13 protein-coding genes are annotated in these 16,867 nt (G+C 70.5%); 8 read left to right on the top strand and 5 right to left on the bottom strand.

The genetic code is table 11. The annotated features are described in order from the left end of the window. Positions 1 to 139: 139 nt before the first annotated feature. Positions 140 to 1,579 (bottom strand): NADP-dependent phosphogluconate dehydrogenase, encoded by a 1,440-nt coding sequence (gene gndA, locus ACFYPC_RS30400; protein WP_391889083.1) that lies wholly within the window; start codon positions 1,577 to 1,579, stop codon positions 140 to 142. A 352-nt stretch (positions 1,580 to 1,931) separates the two neighbouring features. Here gndA and ACFYPC_RS30395 point away from each other — a divergent pair, with 352 nt between their 5' ends. Then, the gene (locus tag ACFYPC_RS30395; RefSeq protein WP_391889080.1) at positions 1,932 to 3,209 is read left to right on the top strand and encodes a transglycosylase family protein; all 1,278 of its coding nucleotides are present in this window, start codon (positions 1,932 to 1,934) and stop codon (positions 3,207 to 3,209) included. Here ACFYPC_RS30395 and ACFYPC_RS30390 read toward each other — a convergent pair. Continuing rightward, positions 3,199 to 4,377, bottom strand: coding sequence for a DMT family transporter (locus ACFYPC_RS30390; protein ID WP_391889078.1), 1,179 nt, complete (start codon positions 4,375 to 4,377; stop codon positions 3,199 to 3,201). The two genes, ACFYPC_RS30395 and ACFYPC_RS30390, sit on opposite strands and share 11 nt — an antisense overlap. 210 nt (positions 4,378 to 4,587) lie before the next feature. Between ACFYPC_RS30390 and ACFYPC_RS30385 the strand changes: the two genes are divergently transcribed. The 5 genes from ACFYPC_RS30385 to ACFYPC_RS30365 all read left to right on the top strand — a co-directional run bounded on the left by ACFYPC_RS30385 (position 4,588) and on the right by ACFYPC_RS30365 (position 11,058). Continuing rightward, a complete protein-coding gene (locus ACFYPC_RS30385; protein ID WP_391889075.1) occupies positions 4,588 to 5,331 on the top strand; it encodes a (2Fe-2S)-binding protein in 744 nt (247 codons plus the stop codon). Between the two features lie 119 nt (positions 5,332 to 5,450). Then, entirely contained in the window at positions 5,451 to 6,602 is a 1,152-nt protein-coding gene (gene glgA, locus ACFYPC_RS30380; protein ID WP_391889072.1) for a glycogen synthase, read from the top strand. 82 nt (positions 6,603 to 6,684) lie between these two features. After that, positions 6,685 to 7,905 (top strand): glucose-1-phosphate adenylyltransferase, encoded by a 1,221-nt coding sequence (glgC, locus tag ACFYPC_RS30375; RefSeq protein ID WP_391889069.1) that lies wholly within the window; start codon positions 6,685 to 6,687, stop codon positions 7,903 to 7,905. 177 nt (positions 7,906 to 8,082) lie between these two features. Further along, positions 8,083 to 9,426: a wax ester/triacylglycerol synthase family O-acyltransferase gene (locus tag ACFYPC_RS30370; protein ID WP_391889066.1), complete on the top strand. Its 1,344-nt coding sequence runs from the start codon at positions 8,083 to 8,085 to the stop codon at positions 9,424 to 9,426. Positions 9,427 to 9,561: 135 nt separating this feature from the next. Continuing rightward, positions 9,562 to 11,058: an SDR family NAD(P)-dependent oxidoreductase gene (locus tag ACFYPC_RS30365; RefSeq protein ID WP_391889064.1), complete on the top strand. Its 1,497-nt coding sequence runs from the start codon at positions 9,562 to 9,564 to the stop codon at positions 11,056 to 11,058. 13 nt (positions 11,059 to 11,071) lie between these two features. Here the strand turns inward: ACFYPC_RS30365 and ACFYPC_RS30360 are convergent, their stop codons facing one another. Next, on the bottom strand, positions 11,072 to 12,685 hold the full coding sequence (locus ACFYPC_RS30360) for a serine hydrolase (protein WP_391889061.1): 1,614 nt from the start codon (positions 12,683 to 12,685) through the stop codon (positions 11,072 to 11,074). A gap of 559 nt (positions 12,686 to 13,244) precedes the next feature. Between ACFYPC_RS30360 and ACFYPC_RS30355 the strand changes: the two genes are divergently transcribed. Then, the gene (locus tag ACFYPC_RS30355; RefSeq protein WP_391889059.1) at positions 13,245 to 13,418 is read left to right on the top strand and encodes a hypothetical protein; all 174 of its coding nucleotides are present in this window, start codon (positions 13,245 to 13,247) and stop codon (positions 13,416 to 13,418) included. Positions 13,419 to 13,498: 80 nt separating this feature from the next. Beyond that, positions 13,499 to 13,984, top strand: coding sequence for a GNAT family N-acetyltransferase (locus tag ACFYPC_RS30350; RefSeq protein WP_391889057.1), 486 nt, complete (start codon positions 13,499 to 13,501; stop codon positions 13,982 to 13,984). 1 nt (position 13,985) lies between these two features. Here the strand turns inward: ACFYPC_RS30350 and ACFYPC_RS30345 are convergent, their stop codons facing one another. Beyond that, the gene (locus tag ACFYPC_RS30345) at positions 13,986 to 15,326 is read right to left on the bottom strand and encodes an amidase (protein WP_391889056.1); all 1,341 of its coding nucleotides are present in this window, start codon (positions 15,324 to 15,326) and stop codon (positions 13,986 to 13,988) included. Positions 15,327 to 15,583: 257 nt separating this feature from the next. Beyond that, positions 15,584 to 16,627, bottom strand: a complete 1,044-nt coding sequence (locus tag ACFYPC_RS30340) for a LacI family DNA-binding transcriptional regulator (RefSeq protein WP_391889054.1) — start codon at positions 16,625 to 16,627, stop codon at positions 15,584 to 15,586. Positions 16,628 to 16,867 lie beyond the last annotated feature (240 nt).

Below are 16,867 nucleotides of genomic sequence, written 5' to 3'. Positions count from 1 at the left end.
CCCCGCACCCCCCCCCCCGGCCCGCCCCCCCCCCCACCCCGATCGCCCCACCCCCGGGCCCCCGGGTTTTTTCGCCGCCCCGGGGGGCCGGGGGCCCCCCCCCCCCCCCCCCCCACCGGTCTGTCGTCCTGGACCTTGCTCAGCCGGCCACCTCGGACCGGTCGCCGCCCCACAGCGTGTGGAACGAGCCCTCGCGGTCCGTGCGCCGGTAGGTGTGCGCGCCGAAGAAGTCCCGCTGCCCCTGCGTGAGGGCGGCGGGCAGGCGCTCGGCACGCAGGGCGTCGTAGTAGGCGAGGGCCGCGCCGAAGCCGGGCGTGGGAACGCCCTGCCGGGTCGCGGCCACCAGCACCTCGCGCCAGTCGTCCTGCGCGGCGGCGATCTCCTGCGCGAAGGTCTCGTCGGACAGCAGGCTCGGCAGATCGGGCCGGGTGTCGTACGCGGCGCGGATCCGGTCCAGGAAGGCCGCGCGGATGATGCAGCCACCCCGCCAGATCGCGGAGACCGCGCCGAGGTCGATGTTCCAGTCGTACTCGTCGCTGCCCGCGGCGATCTCGTGGAAGCCCTGCGTGTACGAAACGATCTTCGACGCGTACAGCGCCTGTTCCACGCGGTCGGCGAAGGCGGCGGCCTCGGACTCGCTGAGCGCCGTCGCCTTGGGCCCGGCGAGACCCCGCGAGGCCTCGCGCAGCGCCGCGTGGCCCGAGATCGAGCGGGCGAACACCGCCTCCGCGATGCCGGACACCGGAACGCCCAGGTCAAGCGCGATCTGCACGGTCCAGCGGCCCGTACCCTTCTGCTCCGCCTGGTCCACCACCACGTCGACGAACGGCTTGCCCGTCGCCGCGTCCACGTGCGACAGGACCTCGGCGGTGATCTCGATGAGGTAGGAGTCGAGCCGGCCCGTGTTCCAGGTGCGGAAGATGTCCGCGATCTGCGCGGGGGAGTAGCCGGCCACATCACGCAGCAGCTGGTACGCCTCGCCGATCAGCTGCATGTCCGCGTACTCGATGCCGTTGTGCACCATCTTCACGAAGTGCCCGGCGCCGTCCGGACCCACGTGCGTCACACACGGCGCCCCGTCGGCCGCTTTCGCGGAGATCTTCTCCAGCATCGGACCGAGGGAGTCGTACGACTCGACGGGCCCGCCCGGCATGATGCTCGGCCCGTGCAGCGCGCCCTCCTCGCCGCCCGAGACCCCCATGCCGACGAAGTGGATGCCCTGCTCGCGCAGGTCGCGCTCCCGGCGCCGGGTGTCCGCGAAGTGGGCGTTGCCACCGTCGATGATCATGTCGCCGGGCTCCAGGAGCGGGGCGAACTCCTGGATCACCGCGTCGGTCGGCTCGCCCGCCTTCACCATGATCACCAGGCGGCGCGGTCGCTCCAGCGCCGCCACGAACTCCTTCGCGGTCTCGGCCGCCACGAACTCGCCCTCGTGACCGAACTCCTCCACCAGCGCGTTCGTCTTTGCCACGGTGCGGTTGTGCAACGCGACGGCATAGCCGTTGCGCGCGAAGTTGCGGGCGAGATTGCGCCCCATGACCGCGAGACCCGTGACGCCGATCTGGGCTGAAGTGCTCATACGGTTGGCTCCCATAGCTGCTGTATCGGTAATGCCGTGCTGCCCGTCAGTATTACGCCGCCGTGGCCGGGTCACGCCGTCCCGCCCGATCGGCGAGACACCGGTCACCGGAGCGACGAGTGCGCGATTCACCGGTTCGCCGTCAGCCCACGCTGACTTGGCAGCGTTCTGTAGGCGGCGAAGTCTTGGCAGTGTTCTGTACGCGGCGAAGGGCCCACTCGCCTCATCGGCCGCCCAACCAAAGTGGATTCCTGGTCACTTGAGGTGACGGGACGGCTGATTGCCCTCTTGTCATGGCCTGTTCGCAGCGCTTACTTTTGCCGCTCCTGAGCATGTCGAGGGGGGCTTCTTCATGGCCGTACGCGGCCGGCACCGCCGGTATCAGCCGAACAGGATCAACCGCGCCTCCCTCACGGTCACGGCAGGCGGCGCGGGTATCGCGCTCCCGCTCGTCGGAACCAGTGTCGCCCACGCGGCCGACGTGAGCACCTGGAACAAGGTCGCGGCCTGCGAGTCCAGTGGCAACTGGAGCATCAACACCGGCAATGGCTACTACGGCGGGCTGCAGTTCAGTCAGTCCACCTGGGAGGCGTACGGCGGGAACGTCTACGCGCAACGTGCGGATCAGGCCACCAAGGACCAGCAGATAGCCATCGCGGAGAAGGTGCTCAAGGGTCAGGGGCCCGGCGCCTGGCCGGTGTGCTCCGTCCGCGCCGGTCTGACCCGGGGCGGCGACACCCCCGACATCAGCCCCTCCCCGGCCAGTTCCCCGAGCACGAAGAGTGCGCAGGGCGCCAAGCGCTCCGTGCAGGACGTGCAGCCGCAGACCACGCCCCAGTCGCAGGCGGGCACCGCCGAGATGTACACGGTCGTCCACGGAGACACACTCTCCGCCATCGCCGACTCCCGGGACGTCCAGGGCGGCTGGCAGCGGCTCTACACCGCGAACCGTACGACCGTGGGCTCCGACCCCGATCTGATCCTGCCCGGGCAGCGGCTGAGCCTGAGTGAAGCGGCCGCCGCCACGGGCACCGACGGCGCCTCCGCCTCGACGGCTACCGAGCCCAGGAAGCCCGCGACGAAGCCGAAGTCCACAGCGGCGCCGAAGTCCACGGCGACCCCGAAGTCCACGGCGACCCCGAAGCCGTCGACGACTTCCGAGTCCTCGGCGACCTCGAGGTCCTCGACGGACAAGGCTTCCTCCGGCGAGACCGTCAAGAAGGCCCCCACCCTTGTCGCCCCCGTGAACGCCGCCACCGGCACGCCCTACCACGCCGCCGGATCCTCCTGGTCGAAGGGCTACCACACGGGCGTCGACTTCCCCGCGCCCACCGGCACCTCCGTGAAGTCCGTCGCGGCCGGCAGTGTCGTCAGCGCCGGCTGGGGCGGCTCCTTCGGCTACCAGGTGGTCGTCCGGCACGCCGACGGCCGGTACACGCAGTACGCCCACCTGTCCGCGATCTCCGTGAAGGCCGGGCAGAGCGTGAGTGGCGGCCAGCGCATCGGGCGCTCCGGATCCACCGGCAACAGCACGGGCCCGCATCTGCACTTCGAGGTGCGCACGGGGCCCGGCTTCGGTACTGATATCGACCCGGTCACCTACTTGAGGGCCGGCGGGGTCAGGATCTGACCCGGGTGCGGTGGTGGCCGACGAACGGCAGGGGTACGTAGGTCGTGCCGTCCGGGGCGGTGTAGTAGGGCAGTTCGTCCGCCGGCTCCGCGTCCTCGGGTGTGCTCTCCGGCGTCCGGACCGGTAGCGGACCCGGTAGGAAAACGTCCTCGCGGGTCGCGCCGGCCGGGCCCACGGACTGGCCGGGAAGCGCCCCCAGCAGCCCCTGGACCGCGGTCTCGGCGCTCGGCCCGCCGGTGGCTTCGGCAGCCGTCAGTGCGGCGGGTGAAACCTGGATCGACCCAGTCGGTACAGCAGCCGAGCCGTTCGCGAGCTCGGCTGATACCGGCGCGCGCCGCGTACCGCCGATGCGCTCCGTCGTGAGCAGGATCAGGCCACCCGCCGCGACGACCCCGCAGCCCAGCGCGAGAACGGTGCCCGTCGTGCCGTAGCGGAAGGTTTCGCCGAACATCGTGATGCCGACGGCGGCCGCCATGACGGGGTTCACGACCGTCAGCGTGGCCAGCGGCGCCGCGAGACCGGCGTCCTTGTACGAAGCCTGCGACAGCAGCATTCCGGCCGTCGCGAAGACACCGATCACGGCGAGGCTGGGGAGGTCGGCCAGTGAGACCTGGTTCGTCCAGTCCACCGCGACCGTCTTCGTGAACACCGAGGACATGCCGAAGGCGATGCCCGCCGCGACCGCGAGCAGCACACTGCGCACGGCCGGATGCCGGTGCGCGGCGCGTCCCGCCACCATCAACGCCACCACCGCGCCACCGGTCACCAGGGCCAGCACCACGCGCTGGGTGCTGCCCAGAGACTGTGAATCGGAGGAGCCGACCAGCGACAGCAGGCCCGCGAGACCCACCGTGGCCATGATCGCGCCGCGCCAGGCGGTCGCCCCGGCCTTGCGGCCGACGAACAGGGCCGCCATGGGAAGGGCGAACACGATGGTCAGCGCGCCCAGCGGCTGTACGAGGCTCAGCGGGCCGTAGGCGAGGGCCGCCACGTGCAGCACCCCGCCGAGGCCGTTCAGCGCCACCGCGGCCCACCAGATCGGCCTGCGCAGCGGCGCGTACGTCTGCTCCGGGGAGGTCACCGCGACCTGCTCCTGCACGATCGCTCCGCCGGCATACGCGACGGCGGAGACGAATGAGAGCAGCACGGACAAAGCGAGGGCGCTCATGAGTCCCTCCTCTGCGTACGGCGGGGGCGATGTGCCCGATGCAACGAACGGTCGGCTTCCATGGTGACTACGATGCCTCGCGAAACTGTGCGCGTCGTCGTACCTGAGCAGTCATTGGGTCCTACTGCCGATGGAGTACGAATCGCCCTGCGTCATACCCAAGGTGGGCGACAGAGTTGGCGGGTCCCCTGGTGGAACCCCCTAGAGGCCTTGGTACTACTGCTCTTCGTGGACCTCGACCCCCAACTCGCGGCGCTCGGCCCCCTCGGCGGCTTCTTCGTACTACGCACCGGCGTACCGCCCCGAGGGCCGCTGCCCACGCTCGCGCAGGCCTACGCGGCACCCCAACTCGACGCCCGCGCAGATGTTTACACGGATCCGATAACTTTCCGTATTCAAAAAGTGACGAAAAGTATTCAGGCGCCCGAGCCGCGGGTCGCCGCCTCCGTGGCGCACCAGGCCCTCGCCGCCCGCCTGTGGGCCGTGGCGCTGGGTACCGTCGCCCTGTACGGGCACCTGCCCGACCTCGAACCCCGCCTGCTGCACTGGGATCCGGACGGCAGTGCTCCGGACGACCTGTGGCTTTCCGAGGTGCGCCCCTTGCCCGCAGCGGCGATCGGCGAGGTCGTGGGAGCCGGTCACCTCGTCCCGCTGGCGGCGGCCCTGCGCTCCCGCTGCCGTATTTCCGCGGGCCTGTTGCGGGGTAACGCGGGCTCGGCCCTGGCCGGCGCCGTACGCGGGCTCGACCGCTGGGCGCAGGTCAACGGCCGTGCAGAGGTGGGTGACAGGGCCCGTGTCCTCGCCGCCGAACTCTTCGCCCACTCCGACCTCTCCGGCACTCTCGATCCCAGCACGCTCCGACGTCGTAGCTGCTGCCTCTACTACCGCGTCCCCGGAGGGGGACTCTGCGGCGACTGCTGCTTCACCCGACCGCCGAAGCCGTCAAAGCACTGACGGCGGTCGCGTTCATGAAACCCCCGAGCGGGAAAGCCTCGTTGGGGAAGCTCAGCTCTTCCCCAACCGCCCCAGGTGAGTGACCATGAGGGCACCAGCCGCTATGACGGGGGTTCTGTGTGCGAGTCGGACTGCTGACCAGGGAGTACCCGCCGGACGTGTACGGCGGTGCGGGCGTCCATGTGGAGTTCCTCGCCCGGGAGCTGCGCGCCCTCACCGAGCTGGACGTGCACTGCTGGGGCGAGGGTGGCGCGAACGGAGTCGTACGCCACCGCCCCTGGCCCACGCTGGACGGCGCCAACGACGCCCTGCGCACCTTCTCCGTGGACCTCTCCATCGCGGCCGCCCTCGAAGGCCGCGAACTGGTCCACTCGCACACCTGGTACGCCAACCTCGCGGGCCACTTCGCCAAGCTCCTGTACGGCATCCCGCACGTCGTGACCGCCCACTCGCTGGAGCCCCTGCGCCCCTGGAAGGCCGAACAGCTCGGCGGCGGCTACGCCCTCTCCAGCTGGGCCGAGCGCACCGCCATCGAGGCCGCGGACGCCGTCGTCGCCGTCTCCGGCGCCATGCGCGAGGACATCCTCAGCTGCTATCCCGCGCTGGATCCGGCCAAGGTGCGCGTCGTGCACAACGGCATCGACACCTCCCTCTACCGGGCGGACCACGGCACGGACGTCCTGGACCGCATCGGCATCGACACCTCCCGCCCGTACGTCCTCTTCGTCGGCCGCATCACCCGCCAGAAGGGCGTGCCCCACCTGCTGCGCGCGGTCCGGGACATCGACCCCGCCGTGCAGGTGGTGCTGTGCGCGGGCGCCCCCGACACCCCGGAGATCGACCGTGAGTTCCGCGACCTCTTCCAGGAGCTGAGCGGCGTACGCGAAGGAGTGCACTGGATCCCGCAGATGCTGCCGCGCGCGGAGGTGATCCAGCTCCTCACACACGCCGCCGTCTTCGCCTGCCCCTCGGTCTACGAGCCGCTCGGCATCGTCAACCTGGAGGCGATGGCCTGCGGGACGGCCGTGGTGGCGTCCCGGGTCGGCGGGATTCCCGAGGTGGTCGAGGACGGCGTGACCGGAGTCCTGGTGCAGGTCGAGGGGGACTTCGAAGCCGATCTGGCCCTTGCCCTCGACTCGGTGCTCGCCGATCCCGAGGCCGCCCGGCGGATGGGTGAGGCCGGCCGGGAACGCGCGGTGCGGGAGTTCGGCTGGGACGCCGTTGCCCGGCGAACCGTCCAGTTGTACGAAGAAGTCCTCAAACCGGGGTAACCATCTGACAGGCGTAGTTCAGCAACAGGGGCCAGGCTCCGCGAGGAGAGTGTGGCCCGACCGTGTTCAGAGGGGCGGCGGCATGCGGCGCGGTGGACCTTCGGTGCTGGGAATCGTACTTGCTGGTGGAGAGGGCAAACGGCTCATGCCCCTCACCGCGGACCGCGCGAAACCCGCGGTCACCTTCGGCGGCACGTACCGTCTCGTCGACTTCGTCCTGTCCAACCTGGTCAACGCCGACGTGCTGCGCATCTGCGTCCTGACGCAGTACAAGTCGCACTCGCTGGACCGCCATGTGACCACGACCTGGCGGATGTCGAGCCTGCTCGGCAACTACGTCACCCCTGTCCCCGCCCAGCAGCGGCTCGGCCCGCGCTGGTACCTGGGCAGCGCGGACGCGATCCTGCAGTCCCTGAACCTGGTGCACGACGAACGGCCCGACTACATAGCGGTGTTCGGCGCCGACCACGTCTACCGGATGGACCCGCGGCAGATGCTCGCCCAGCACATCGAGGGCGGCGCGGGTGTGACCGTGGCGGGTATCCGGGTGCCGCGCGCCGAGTCCTCGTCGTTCGGGATCATCACTCCGGGCTCGGACGGCCAGACGGTGCAGGGCTTCCTGGAGAAGCCCGCCGACCCGCCCGGCCTGTCCGACGACCCCGAGTGCGTCTTCGCCTCGATGGGCAACTACATCTTCACCACCAAGGCCCTGATCGAGGCGCTCCAGCGGGACGCCGAGGACGAGCACTCCGTGCACGACATGGGCGGTTCGATCCTGCCCATGCTCACCGACCGGGGTGAGGCGCAGCTGTACGACTTCAGCGACAACCACGTGCCCGGCGAGACCTCCCGGGACCAGGGCTACTGGCGCGATGTCGGCACCCTCGACGCGTACTTCGACGCCCACATGGACCTGATCGCCGAGCGCCCCGCCTTCAACCTCTTCAACCGCAGCTGGCCCATCTACACCCACTCGGGGCAGTTGTCGCCGGCGAGATTCAACGCCGGTGGCATCGCCAGTGAGTCGATCATCAGCGCGGGTTGCCTGATCCGCGGGCAGGTCACGAGGTCCGTGCTCTCGCCGGGTGTCGTGGTCGACCCGGGAGCCGTCGTCCAGGGCTCGGTCCTGCACGACAACGTCCACATAGGGCGGGGCGCCGTCGTGCGAGGCGCGGTCCTCGACAAGAACGTCGAGGTGCCGCCGGGCGCGACGATCGGCGTCAACCCGGACCGGGATTCCGCGCTCTACACGGTTTCCAAGGGCGGAGTGATCGCGCTGGGCAAGGGCCAGCACGTGTCGTAGTGGTCCAGGAGTCGTCGCCCGACCGAAGTCACAGGAGTCCCGCCCCTCCCGCAGGGGCGGGACCAGAGGGCTGGACTTAATCTGAAGTTAACTGTGCGTAGCTTGATCGTACTTGACCGTAATCGCCTGTCCGGGTTTGACTGCTTGTTCACCCGTCGTCGACGCGAGAGCAAGCCTTTGACCTCCGACCTGCTCGCCCCACTCGACCTGGCGTTCTGGAACATCGAGTCCGCCGAGCACCCCATGCATCTCGGCGCCCTGGGGGTCTTCGCGGCCCACTCACCCACCGCGGGCGCGCACGCCGCCGACCTGCTCGCGGCCCGCGCGGCCGGAGTCCCCGGGCTGCGCATGCGGATCCGTGACGTGTGGCAGCCGCTCGCCTTCCCGCTCACCTTTCCGCCGGCCTTCGGCGGCGCGACCCGTGAGCCGGCGCCCGACTTCGAGCCGTTCGACCACGTCACGCTGCACGCGCCGACCGCCGACTTCCACGCCGACGCCGGCCGCCTCATGGAACGCCCGCTGGAGCGTGGCCGGCCGCCATGGGAGGCACATGTGCTGCCCGGCGAGGACGGTGTGTCGTTCGCCGTGCTGTTCAAGTTCCACCACGCGCTCGCCGACGGTCTGCGGGCGCTGATGCTCGCGGCCGCGATCATGGACCCGATGGACCTGCCGGAGCCCCGCCCGCGCCCCGCCGAGCCGCCCCGCGGGCTCTTCCCGGACATCCGCAAGCTGCCCGGCCGGGTCCGCGGCGCCCTCTCCGACGTGGGCCGGGCCCTCGACATCGGCGCCTGTGTCGCCCGCGCGACCCTGGACGTACGGTCCTCACCCGCCCTCACCTCGGAGCCCACCGGCACCCGACGCACCGCGGGCGTGGTCGTCGACCTCGACGACGTGCACCGCGTCCGCAAGACCGTGGGCGGCACCGTCAACGACGTACTGATCGCCGTCGTCGCGGGCGCCCTGCGCCGCTGGCTCGACGAGCGCGGTGACGGCAGCGAGGGCGTCGCGCCACGGGCCCTGATCCCCGTCTCCAAGCGCCGCCCACGCACCGCCCACCCGCAGGGCAACCGGCTCTCCGGCTACCTGATGCGGCTTCCGGTCGACGACCCGGACCCGCTCGGACGGCTGCGCGCGGTCCGCACGGCCATGGACCGCAACAAGGACGCCGGGCCCAACCGGGGCGCGGGCGCCGTCGCGCTGCTCGCCGACCATGTGCCGCCGCTCGGGCACCGGATCGGCGGACCCGTCGTCGGCCAGGCGGCCCGGCTGCTCTTCGACATCCTCGTCACCAGCGTGCCGCTGCCCAGCCTCGGCCTGAAGCTCGGCGGCTGCCCCCTCAACGAGGTGTTCCCCCTCGCCCCGCTGGCCCGTGGCCAGGCACTCGCCGTGGCCGTCTCGACGTACCGCGGACAGGTCCACTACGGGCTTGTGGCCGACGCGGAGGCCGTGCCGGACCTCGATGTGCTGGCCCGTGCGCTGACCGAGGAGGTGGCGGCACTGAACGCCGCCTGCGCCTCCTGAGGGCGTCGCCCGCGCCCCCTGGGGACGCCGGTGATCATCGCGGGTTTGGTCCACGCACGATTGCTCCGTAAAATTCCGCCTTCGAAAGCGAACGCGGTTCGAGCGCGGCGCGGAACCCGAGGAACGGCAACGGCGATGACGGTGACAGAGGACAGCCCGGCGACCCCCGCCGTGGACACGGCAGAGGTCGCGGAGGCGTCATACGGGCCCGGCATCGACCCGGAGCGGCTGGCCGTCTGTCTCAGCGTGCTCGACGAGCTCGACAAGATCGACGTCGACCACCCCGACGCCATCGCCGTCCGCCGCGCCACCGCGGGCGTCTACCGCACGGTCAAGCAGCGCCGCCGCCAGGACCGCCGGGCCGCCAAGACCGCCCACGACAAGGCGGTCACGGAGTCCACGGCCACCGGCTCCGCCCAGCGCATCGACGACGAGACGGAAGGCATCCTGCCCTCGTCCGTGACCGACGCCGGTGAGATCGCGGGGATACTCCAGCGCCCGCGCTCCTGCTACATCTGCAAGAAGCGGTACGTCGAGGTCGACTACTTCTACCACCAGCTCTGCCAGGACTGCGCGGCCGAGAACCGCTCCCGCCGCGACGCCCGCACCGACCTCAGCGGCAAGCGCGCGCTGCTCACCGGCGGCCGCGCCAAGATCGGCATGTACATCGCGCTGCGGCTGCTTCGGGACGGCGCGCACACCACCATCACCACGCGCTTCCCGAACGACGCGATCCGCCGCTTCAAGGCCATGCCCGACAGCGACGAGTGGATCGGCCGGCTGAAGATCGTCGGCCTCGACCTGCGCGACCCCGCCCAGGTCGTCGCACTCGCCGAGTCGGTCGCCGCCGAGGGCCCGCTCGACATCCTGATCAACAACGCGGCCCAGACCGTACGCCGCTCACCGGGCGCCTACAGCGAGCTGCTCGCCGCCGAGTCAGGCCCGCTGCCCGCCGGTGAGCTGCCGCCCGCCGAGGTGATCGGCACCTTCGGCTCGGGCGCCGTGGCCGCGCTCCCGGTCGCCGGGGGCGGCGCGCTGACCGCGAAGGAGGTCACCGACCTGGCGCTGGTGTCCGGCTCGGCGTCGCTGGAGCGGATCGCGGCCGGTACGGCGATCGACGCGGGCGGACTCGTCCCCGACCTGCACGACACCAACAGCTGGATCCAGTCCGTCGAGGAGGTCACGCCGGTCGAGCTCCTGGAGGTCCAGCTCTGCAACTCCACCGCGCCGTTCATCCTCATCAGCCGCCTGCGCGGGGCGATGTCCGCGGCCGACGCCAATCGCACGTACATCGTGAACGTCTCCGCCATGGAAGGCGTCTTCAACCGCGGCTACAAGGGCGCGGGGCACCCGCACACCAACATGGCCAAGGCCGCCCTGAACATGCTCACGCGCACCAGCGCCCAGGAGATGTTCGAGAAGGACCGCATCCTGATGACCGCCGTCGACACCGGCTGGATCACCGACGAGCGCCCGCACCCCGACAAGATGCGCCTCGCCGACGCCGGCTTCCACGCTCCGCTCGACCTGATCGACGGCGCGGCCCGGGTGTACGACCCGATCGTCCGCGGCGAGCAGGGCGAGGACCTGTACGGCGTCTTCATGAAGGACTACGCGCCCGGCAAGTGGTGACCCCGCGGGACTTCTAGGGGCGGGTGAAGGTGCCCAGGCCGCTCTCGTCGAAGGCCTCGACGGTCACCTTCCCCGCCTTCGCGCCGTTCGAGGCGCCCTTGAAGGTGACCCCGGACAGACCGGTCGCGTTCTCGCCGGCTGTTTCGAAGGAGAACGTGTCGCCGTCGAAGTGCGTGAGCCGGAACGTCATCGGCTCGGGGCCCAGGCTCATCGTCAGTTCACCGTTCTGCCCGGCTGTGACGGTGAGCGGGCCGTAGAAGTCGTTGTCGTAGGTGCCCGTGTACGTGTCGTCGGGTTGGGCGTCGGCGGCGTCCGCGGGGGGCTTGGTGTAGTCGGTGGGGGAGCGGCCCGCCTCCTCCAGGTGTTGGTACTGCTGTGCGGCCAGGGTGAGCCAGTCGGTCGTGGGCCTGCCGTACTGGGCGGTGTCGAAGAAGTCGAGCGCCACCGAGTCGGCCAGCCCCACGGGCGCTCCGTTGGTGAGCACCACGATGCCGAGCTGCTCGCCCGGCAGCAGCGACACGTTGGTGTTCGTGCCGAGTGCGAAGGCGCCGGAGTGGCCCAGGCGCAGTCGGCCCTGGTCGTCGTAGCTGACGTTCCAGCCGAGCCCGTAGAAGCCGGTGCGGCCCGCCGGGGCCTGGGGCGGGTTGCTGACGATCTCGGGGAGGTGGGTGCGCTCCAGCGGGTCCGCGGGGATGATCTGCTCGCCGCCGAGCTTTCCGTTCGCGAGTTGCAACCGCATCCAGGTGGCCATGTCGCGGGCCGTGGAACTCGCACCGCCCGCAGGCGACTGGGCATCGGCGTCACGGACGTACTTGGCCTCCCAGGCGCCGTCCGAGCCCTTCACGTGGATGACCGCCTTGTTCTTGGCCTTGTCGTAGTCGCTGAAGCGGGAGCTGCTGGAGTTCATGCCGGCAGGGTCGTAGAGGGTGTCCTCGGCGAGCTTCTCCCAGGTGGTGTCGTTCGCGTTCGCGACGGCCTGACCCGCTGCGGTGACTCCGAAGTTGGTGTACGCGTAACTCGCGCGGAAGGGGGAGAGCGGTTCGTACTTCAGATGCTCCAGGATGTACGTCCGGTCGAAGCCGAGGTCTTCGAGGAGGTCTCCGGAGTGGTCCGGCAGGCCGCTGCGGTGCGAGAAGAGGTCCGCGACGGTGACGTGCTCGGTGACCCAGGGGTCCTTGAGCGCGAAGCGCGGCAGTTGTCCGGCCACCGGGTCGTCCCAGCCGATGGACTCGTCGTCGACGGCGCCCGCGACCACGGTCGAGGCCAGCGGCTTGGACAGCGACGCCACCTCGAAGACGGTGTCGGGGCCGACGGCTGCGGACTTCCCGACCTGCCGCTCGCCGAAGCCCTTCAGATAGACGACCTTGTCCTTGTGGACGACGGCCACGGCGACGCCGGGGACCCCGGTCTTCTTCATGCCGTCCTGGATGACGCGGTCGAGAGTGTCGATGGCGCCGTCCACCTTCGCCTGGGTGAGCTGTGGGGGCGGCTGCGGCGGCGGTGCATCCGCTGCCGCGGCGGATCCGGAGGACGCGTAGCTCACCGAAAGCAGGGAGGCCACAGCCGCTGCGATCAGCGGCGTCCTTCCGTGGGGTCTCGTCTGTCGCCGAACACCCATGGTCACCATTCAACGCGCGGTCACGGTCTTTGTCCTGCCGGGCGGTCACCAGCCCCGCGTGGTGTCATGGCGGACTGGCGTACGGTCCTGGAGCTGGTGGCGACGCAGCACTCGTGGCTGAGGGCGGAGGCGGCGTCGAGGCCGACGACCTTGCCCGCGTCCTCACCCGGTCTGAGCAGACGTCCGATGACGTGAACCAGGCCCCGACCTGAAGTTTCGGTAGTGAGCCGAATGGGTGGAGACGAAGAGGTCGTAATATTTCAGATCGCCGCAGAACGGGGCCGGGCGGACACTGGATGACGCGAGACGGTTACCTAGTGTTTTCAGCCCCATAGAGCGGGCACCCGCTCATTTGGTTAGTCTGTACCGGACGGGCAGCCATACTGGGTTCCACCCACACCCACGTCCGTCACGGGACAAGCCGGTCATCACGGCCTGCTCTCACACGAGTTACCGGCGCCACCGCGTCCCTAACTGCTTTCGACTCAGACCCGAGCGGACGTCAGGCTACCGGCAGTTGACTGGCCTTGTGCGTCCCAAGGGTGACCCGACACATAAGGAGTGCGCGGTGACACCGGAGAAGAATCGCGATCAACGCCCCAGTGAACTCACTGAGGTCTCGGGCCGTCGGCCCGAGAAGAAGCTCGGCAGCCTCGACGTGTGGGCCAGGTCGGCCCCGATCCGCCTGGCGGGTTACGAGGACGACCTCGCCGAGCCGCACATCCTGCCCAGCGTCGACTGACCTTGGCAGAACCCCTCGCGATCCCCCCCGGCAGGACCCATCGCGAACCCTGACAGCATGGGCGTGTCAGACTCACGCCCATGCTGATCAGGGAGATCCGAGAAGCCGACGACTGGCCACGGATCTGGCCTTTCTGGCACCGGATCGTCTCCGCCGGCGAGACCTACACCTGGGACCCGGACACCTCCGAGGAATCGGCCCGCGCCCTGTGGCTGGCGCCGGGCAAGCGGGTGTACGTCGCCGAGGACCCGGCCGGAGCCGTCGTCGGCTCGGCCTTCGTCACCGCCAACTACGCCGGTCCCGCCGCCCGGATCGCCAACGCCGGATTCATGGTCGACCCCCAGCACGGCGGGCGGGGCATCGGCCGCGCCCTCGCCGAGCACGTCCTCGTCGTGGCGAAGGCCGAGGGCTACCGGGGCATGGTGTTCAACGCCGTCGTGGAGACCAACCCGGCCGTCAAGCTGTGGACTTCGCTCGGTTTCAGCATCCTGGGAACGGTGCCGGACGCCTTTGAACACCCCCGGCACGGACGGGTGGGGCTGCACATCATGTACCGGGCGCTGTAGGTCAATCCAGTGATGCCGTACGCCGCCACGGGTGGAGTTCCTCCAACTGCCCTGCCAGGGCGAGGAGATCGAGCTCGGAACCCGGACGCCCGACCAGTTGTACGGCGCACGGGGCGCCGCCCGGCAGCGTACCGAACGGCACCGACATCGCCGGCAGGCCGGTGAGGTTCCACGGCGGCGTCAGCGGCGAGTAGTTGGTGTTGACCAGCAGATTGCGCAGCCAGCCCCGCTCGTGCCAGGCCGCGGCCGCCGGACCCCGCCGGGCCAGCGCGGGAGTGATCAGGACGTCGTGCTCGGCGAAGAACGGTTCCAGACGCCTGCGCAGCTGCTCGCGGCGGTCACCCTTGCGGACGCCGTTGAGGAAGCGGCGCCCCACCGCGGCGTGCACCCGGGTGCGCCGGGTGAGCAGACGCGGGTCGAGCTCCTCGGCGTCCACGGCGGTGCCCGCCGTCCAGTGCGCGAGTGCGGTCGTGCTCAGCCAGAGGGGGTAGGGCGGGTCGGCGGGCCGTACCAGGTGCCCCGCTGTGGACAGCAGTTCGGCCGCCTCCCGGGCCGCGGCCCGGTACGGCCGGGTGACCTTCACGCCGACCAGCGGACTGCGAACGGAGACGGCAACCTTCAGCGCTTGCTTCCCCGGCGGAGGTACGGCCTCGGTGCCGGCCAGCACCGCGAACATCAGGCGCGCGTCCTCGACCGTGGTCGCGAGCGGGCCGTTCTCCGACATGCCGAACCAGTCGCCCTGACCGATTCCCGCCGGGACCGTGCCATGGCCCGGTTTCAGGCCGACCAGGCCGCAGTTGGCGGCCGGGATGCGCAGCGATCCCATGCCGTCGTTGCCGAGTGCGATCGGCACCATCCCGGCGGCGACCGCGGCCGCGCTGCCGCCCGAGGAGCCGCCCGCCGTGCGCGAGGTGTCCCACGGGTTGCGCGCGATGCCGTGCACACCGTCGGTGGTGCCGAACACGCAGAGTTCGGGCACATTCGTCAGACCCACGACGACGGCGCCCGCGGCGCGGAGCCGGGCCACGGTGACATGGTCGTGGTCGGCGGGCGTGTCCGGGGAGGCGGCCGAGCCGAGGCGGTTGGACTCGCCACGGACTGGGAGGTTGTCCTTGACGGCCACGGGTACGCCCGCGAGCGGGAGCCGGCCGAGATCCCGGGTGGCCAGTTCGTCGGCCTCGGCGAGTGCCGCTTCCGTCCGCAGCGTGCGGAACGCCCCGACGCGGGCGTCCAGCAGTTCGATCCGGGCCAGGTGCTCGGCGACCACCTCGCGGGGCGTGACCCGCTTCTCCCGTACGGCAGCGGCGATCTCGGCGGCTGTCCGGCCGACCCAAATGGTCACGGGAGCTCCTTGCGTACCGGTGAGTAGTACGAGGTGCACTCTGCCCGCGGGGCGGCGTCCCGTCGAGAGCCCGGGGACTGGAAACTCCGGGAGCCGCTTACCGCTTGCCGACCCGCGACCAGGCGTGGGTGGAACGGTTCCGGGACGCCGGCGCGGAGTATTACGTGCTGACTTCGGAACACCATGAGGACTTCGCGCGGCCCTGGGTGACGTCCGCCCCCTTCATCTCCCGCGGGGGCCCCGGCTGTCTGTCCCGTTCATCTCCCGCGGGGTCCCGTGCTGTCCCGCTCGATCAACCGAGGCACCGGCACCTGCACCGTCCGCGCCGGACCGCCGTCCAACAGCGCGGTCAGCTCCTGCGCGGCCGTGCGGCCGAACTCCACGGTGTCGCGGGAGAGCGCGGAGAGCCATGGCTTGACCATGCGGCACAGCGCGGAGTCCTCCCAGGCCACGACGGAGACGTCGCCCGGTACGGAGAAGCCCAGTTCGGTGGCGGCGGCGACCCCGGCGACGGCCATCACGTCGTTGTCGTAGACCAGCGCGGTCGGCGGGGTGCCGCACTCCAGGACACGGCGGGTGACGGCGGTGCTCTCCGTGTCCGAGTAGTCCGTGGGCACGGAGCGGACCTCGGACAGCCCCCGGCGCTCGGCCTCGGCGCGCAGGGTACGGATCCGGCGCTCGGTGTGGGCGAGTCCGGGCAGCCCCGCGATGTGCACGATCCGGCGGTGGCCGAGCGCGTACAGCTCGTCCACGACCGCGGCCATCGCGGCCGCGTCGTCGGCCCAGACGATGGAAAGCCCGGGGTGCCCGGCGTCCGGCACCCCGCCGATGACCACGGCGGGCAGGCCCAGTTCGTCGAGGAGGTCCGGACGCGGATCATCGACGCGCGGGTCGACGACCAGCACCCCGTCCACGCGATGCTCGGCCCACCAGCGCCGGTAGACCGCGCACTCGGCGGTCACGTCCTCCACCACCTGGAAGAGCAGGCCGAGATGACGCTCCGCCAGCACTTCCTGGATGCCGGAGACGAGCTGGAGGAAGAAGGAGTCCACGCCGAGGGTGTCCGCGGGCCGCGCCAGCACGAAGCCGACCGTGGCCGCGCCCTCCCCGGACAGCGCGCGTGCCGCTGTGCTCGGCCGCCAGCCGAGCTGTTCGGCGACCCGGCGGACCCGGTCGCGGGTGATCTCGGAGACTCCGGGCCGGTCGTTGAGCGCGAAGGAGACCGCGCTCTCGGAGACTCCGGCGCGGCGCGCGATGTCCTTCATCGTCGGCCGACGTGCCGGAGACCGCTTGGCTGGCACCCTTGCTCCCCGTTCTTTCGGGCCTTCTTCCGGAGTCATCAGAGCCGTGTACTAATGCGCTTGAGCTGATGCAATCTAAAGCGCATTAGTGATCGATTGCAAGAGGCTGGTCTCACGGCTCTGACCTGCCCAGTTGCGCTACTAATGAATTTAGCTCGTGTCAATCCATTGACTTGCCAGGCGAGTTGCCTGCAAGGTCTGCCCCGGCACTGTTCGCCCATCCTGCCGCAAAGGAGCCCG

The sequence above is a fragment of the Streptomyces sp. NPDC005808 genome, from assembly GCF_042871385.1.
Lineage (GTDB): Bacteria > Actinomycetota > Actinomycetes > Streptomycetales > Streptomycetaceae > Streptomyces.
This window is presented reverse-complemented; position numbering and strand designations above follow the sequence as displayed.

Bases quoted from the DNA above. Each gene is read 5' to 3' on its own strand.
- gndA (WP_391889083.1), bottom strand. From the start codon at position 1,579: ATGAGCACTTCAGCCCAGATCGGCGTCACGGGTCTCGCGGTCATGGGG.
- ACFYPC_RS30395 (WP_391889080.1), top strand. From the start codon at position 1,932: ATGGCCGTACGCGGCCGGCACCGCCGGTATCAGCCGAACAGGATCAAC.
- ACFYPC_RS30390 (WP_391889078.1), bottom strand. From the start codon at position 4,377: ATGAGCGCCCTCGCTTTGTCCGTGCTGCTCTCATTCGTCTCCGCCGTC.
- glgC (WP_391889069.1), top strand. From the start codon at position 6,685: ATGCGGCGCGGTGGACCTTCGGTGCTGGGAATCGTACTTGCTGGTGGA.
- ACFYPC_RS30365 (WP_391889064.1), top strand. From the start codon at position 9,562: ATGACGGTGACAGAGGACAGCCCGGCGACCCCCGCCGTGGACACGGCA.
- ACFYPC_RS30360 (WP_391889061.1), bottom strand. From the start codon at position 12,685: ATGGTGACCATGGGTGTTCGGCGACAGACGAGACCCCACGGAAGGACG.
- ACFYPC_RS30350 (WP_391889057.1), top strand. From the start codon at position 13,499: ATGCTGATCAGGGAGATCCGAGAAGCCGACGACTGGCCACGGATCTGG.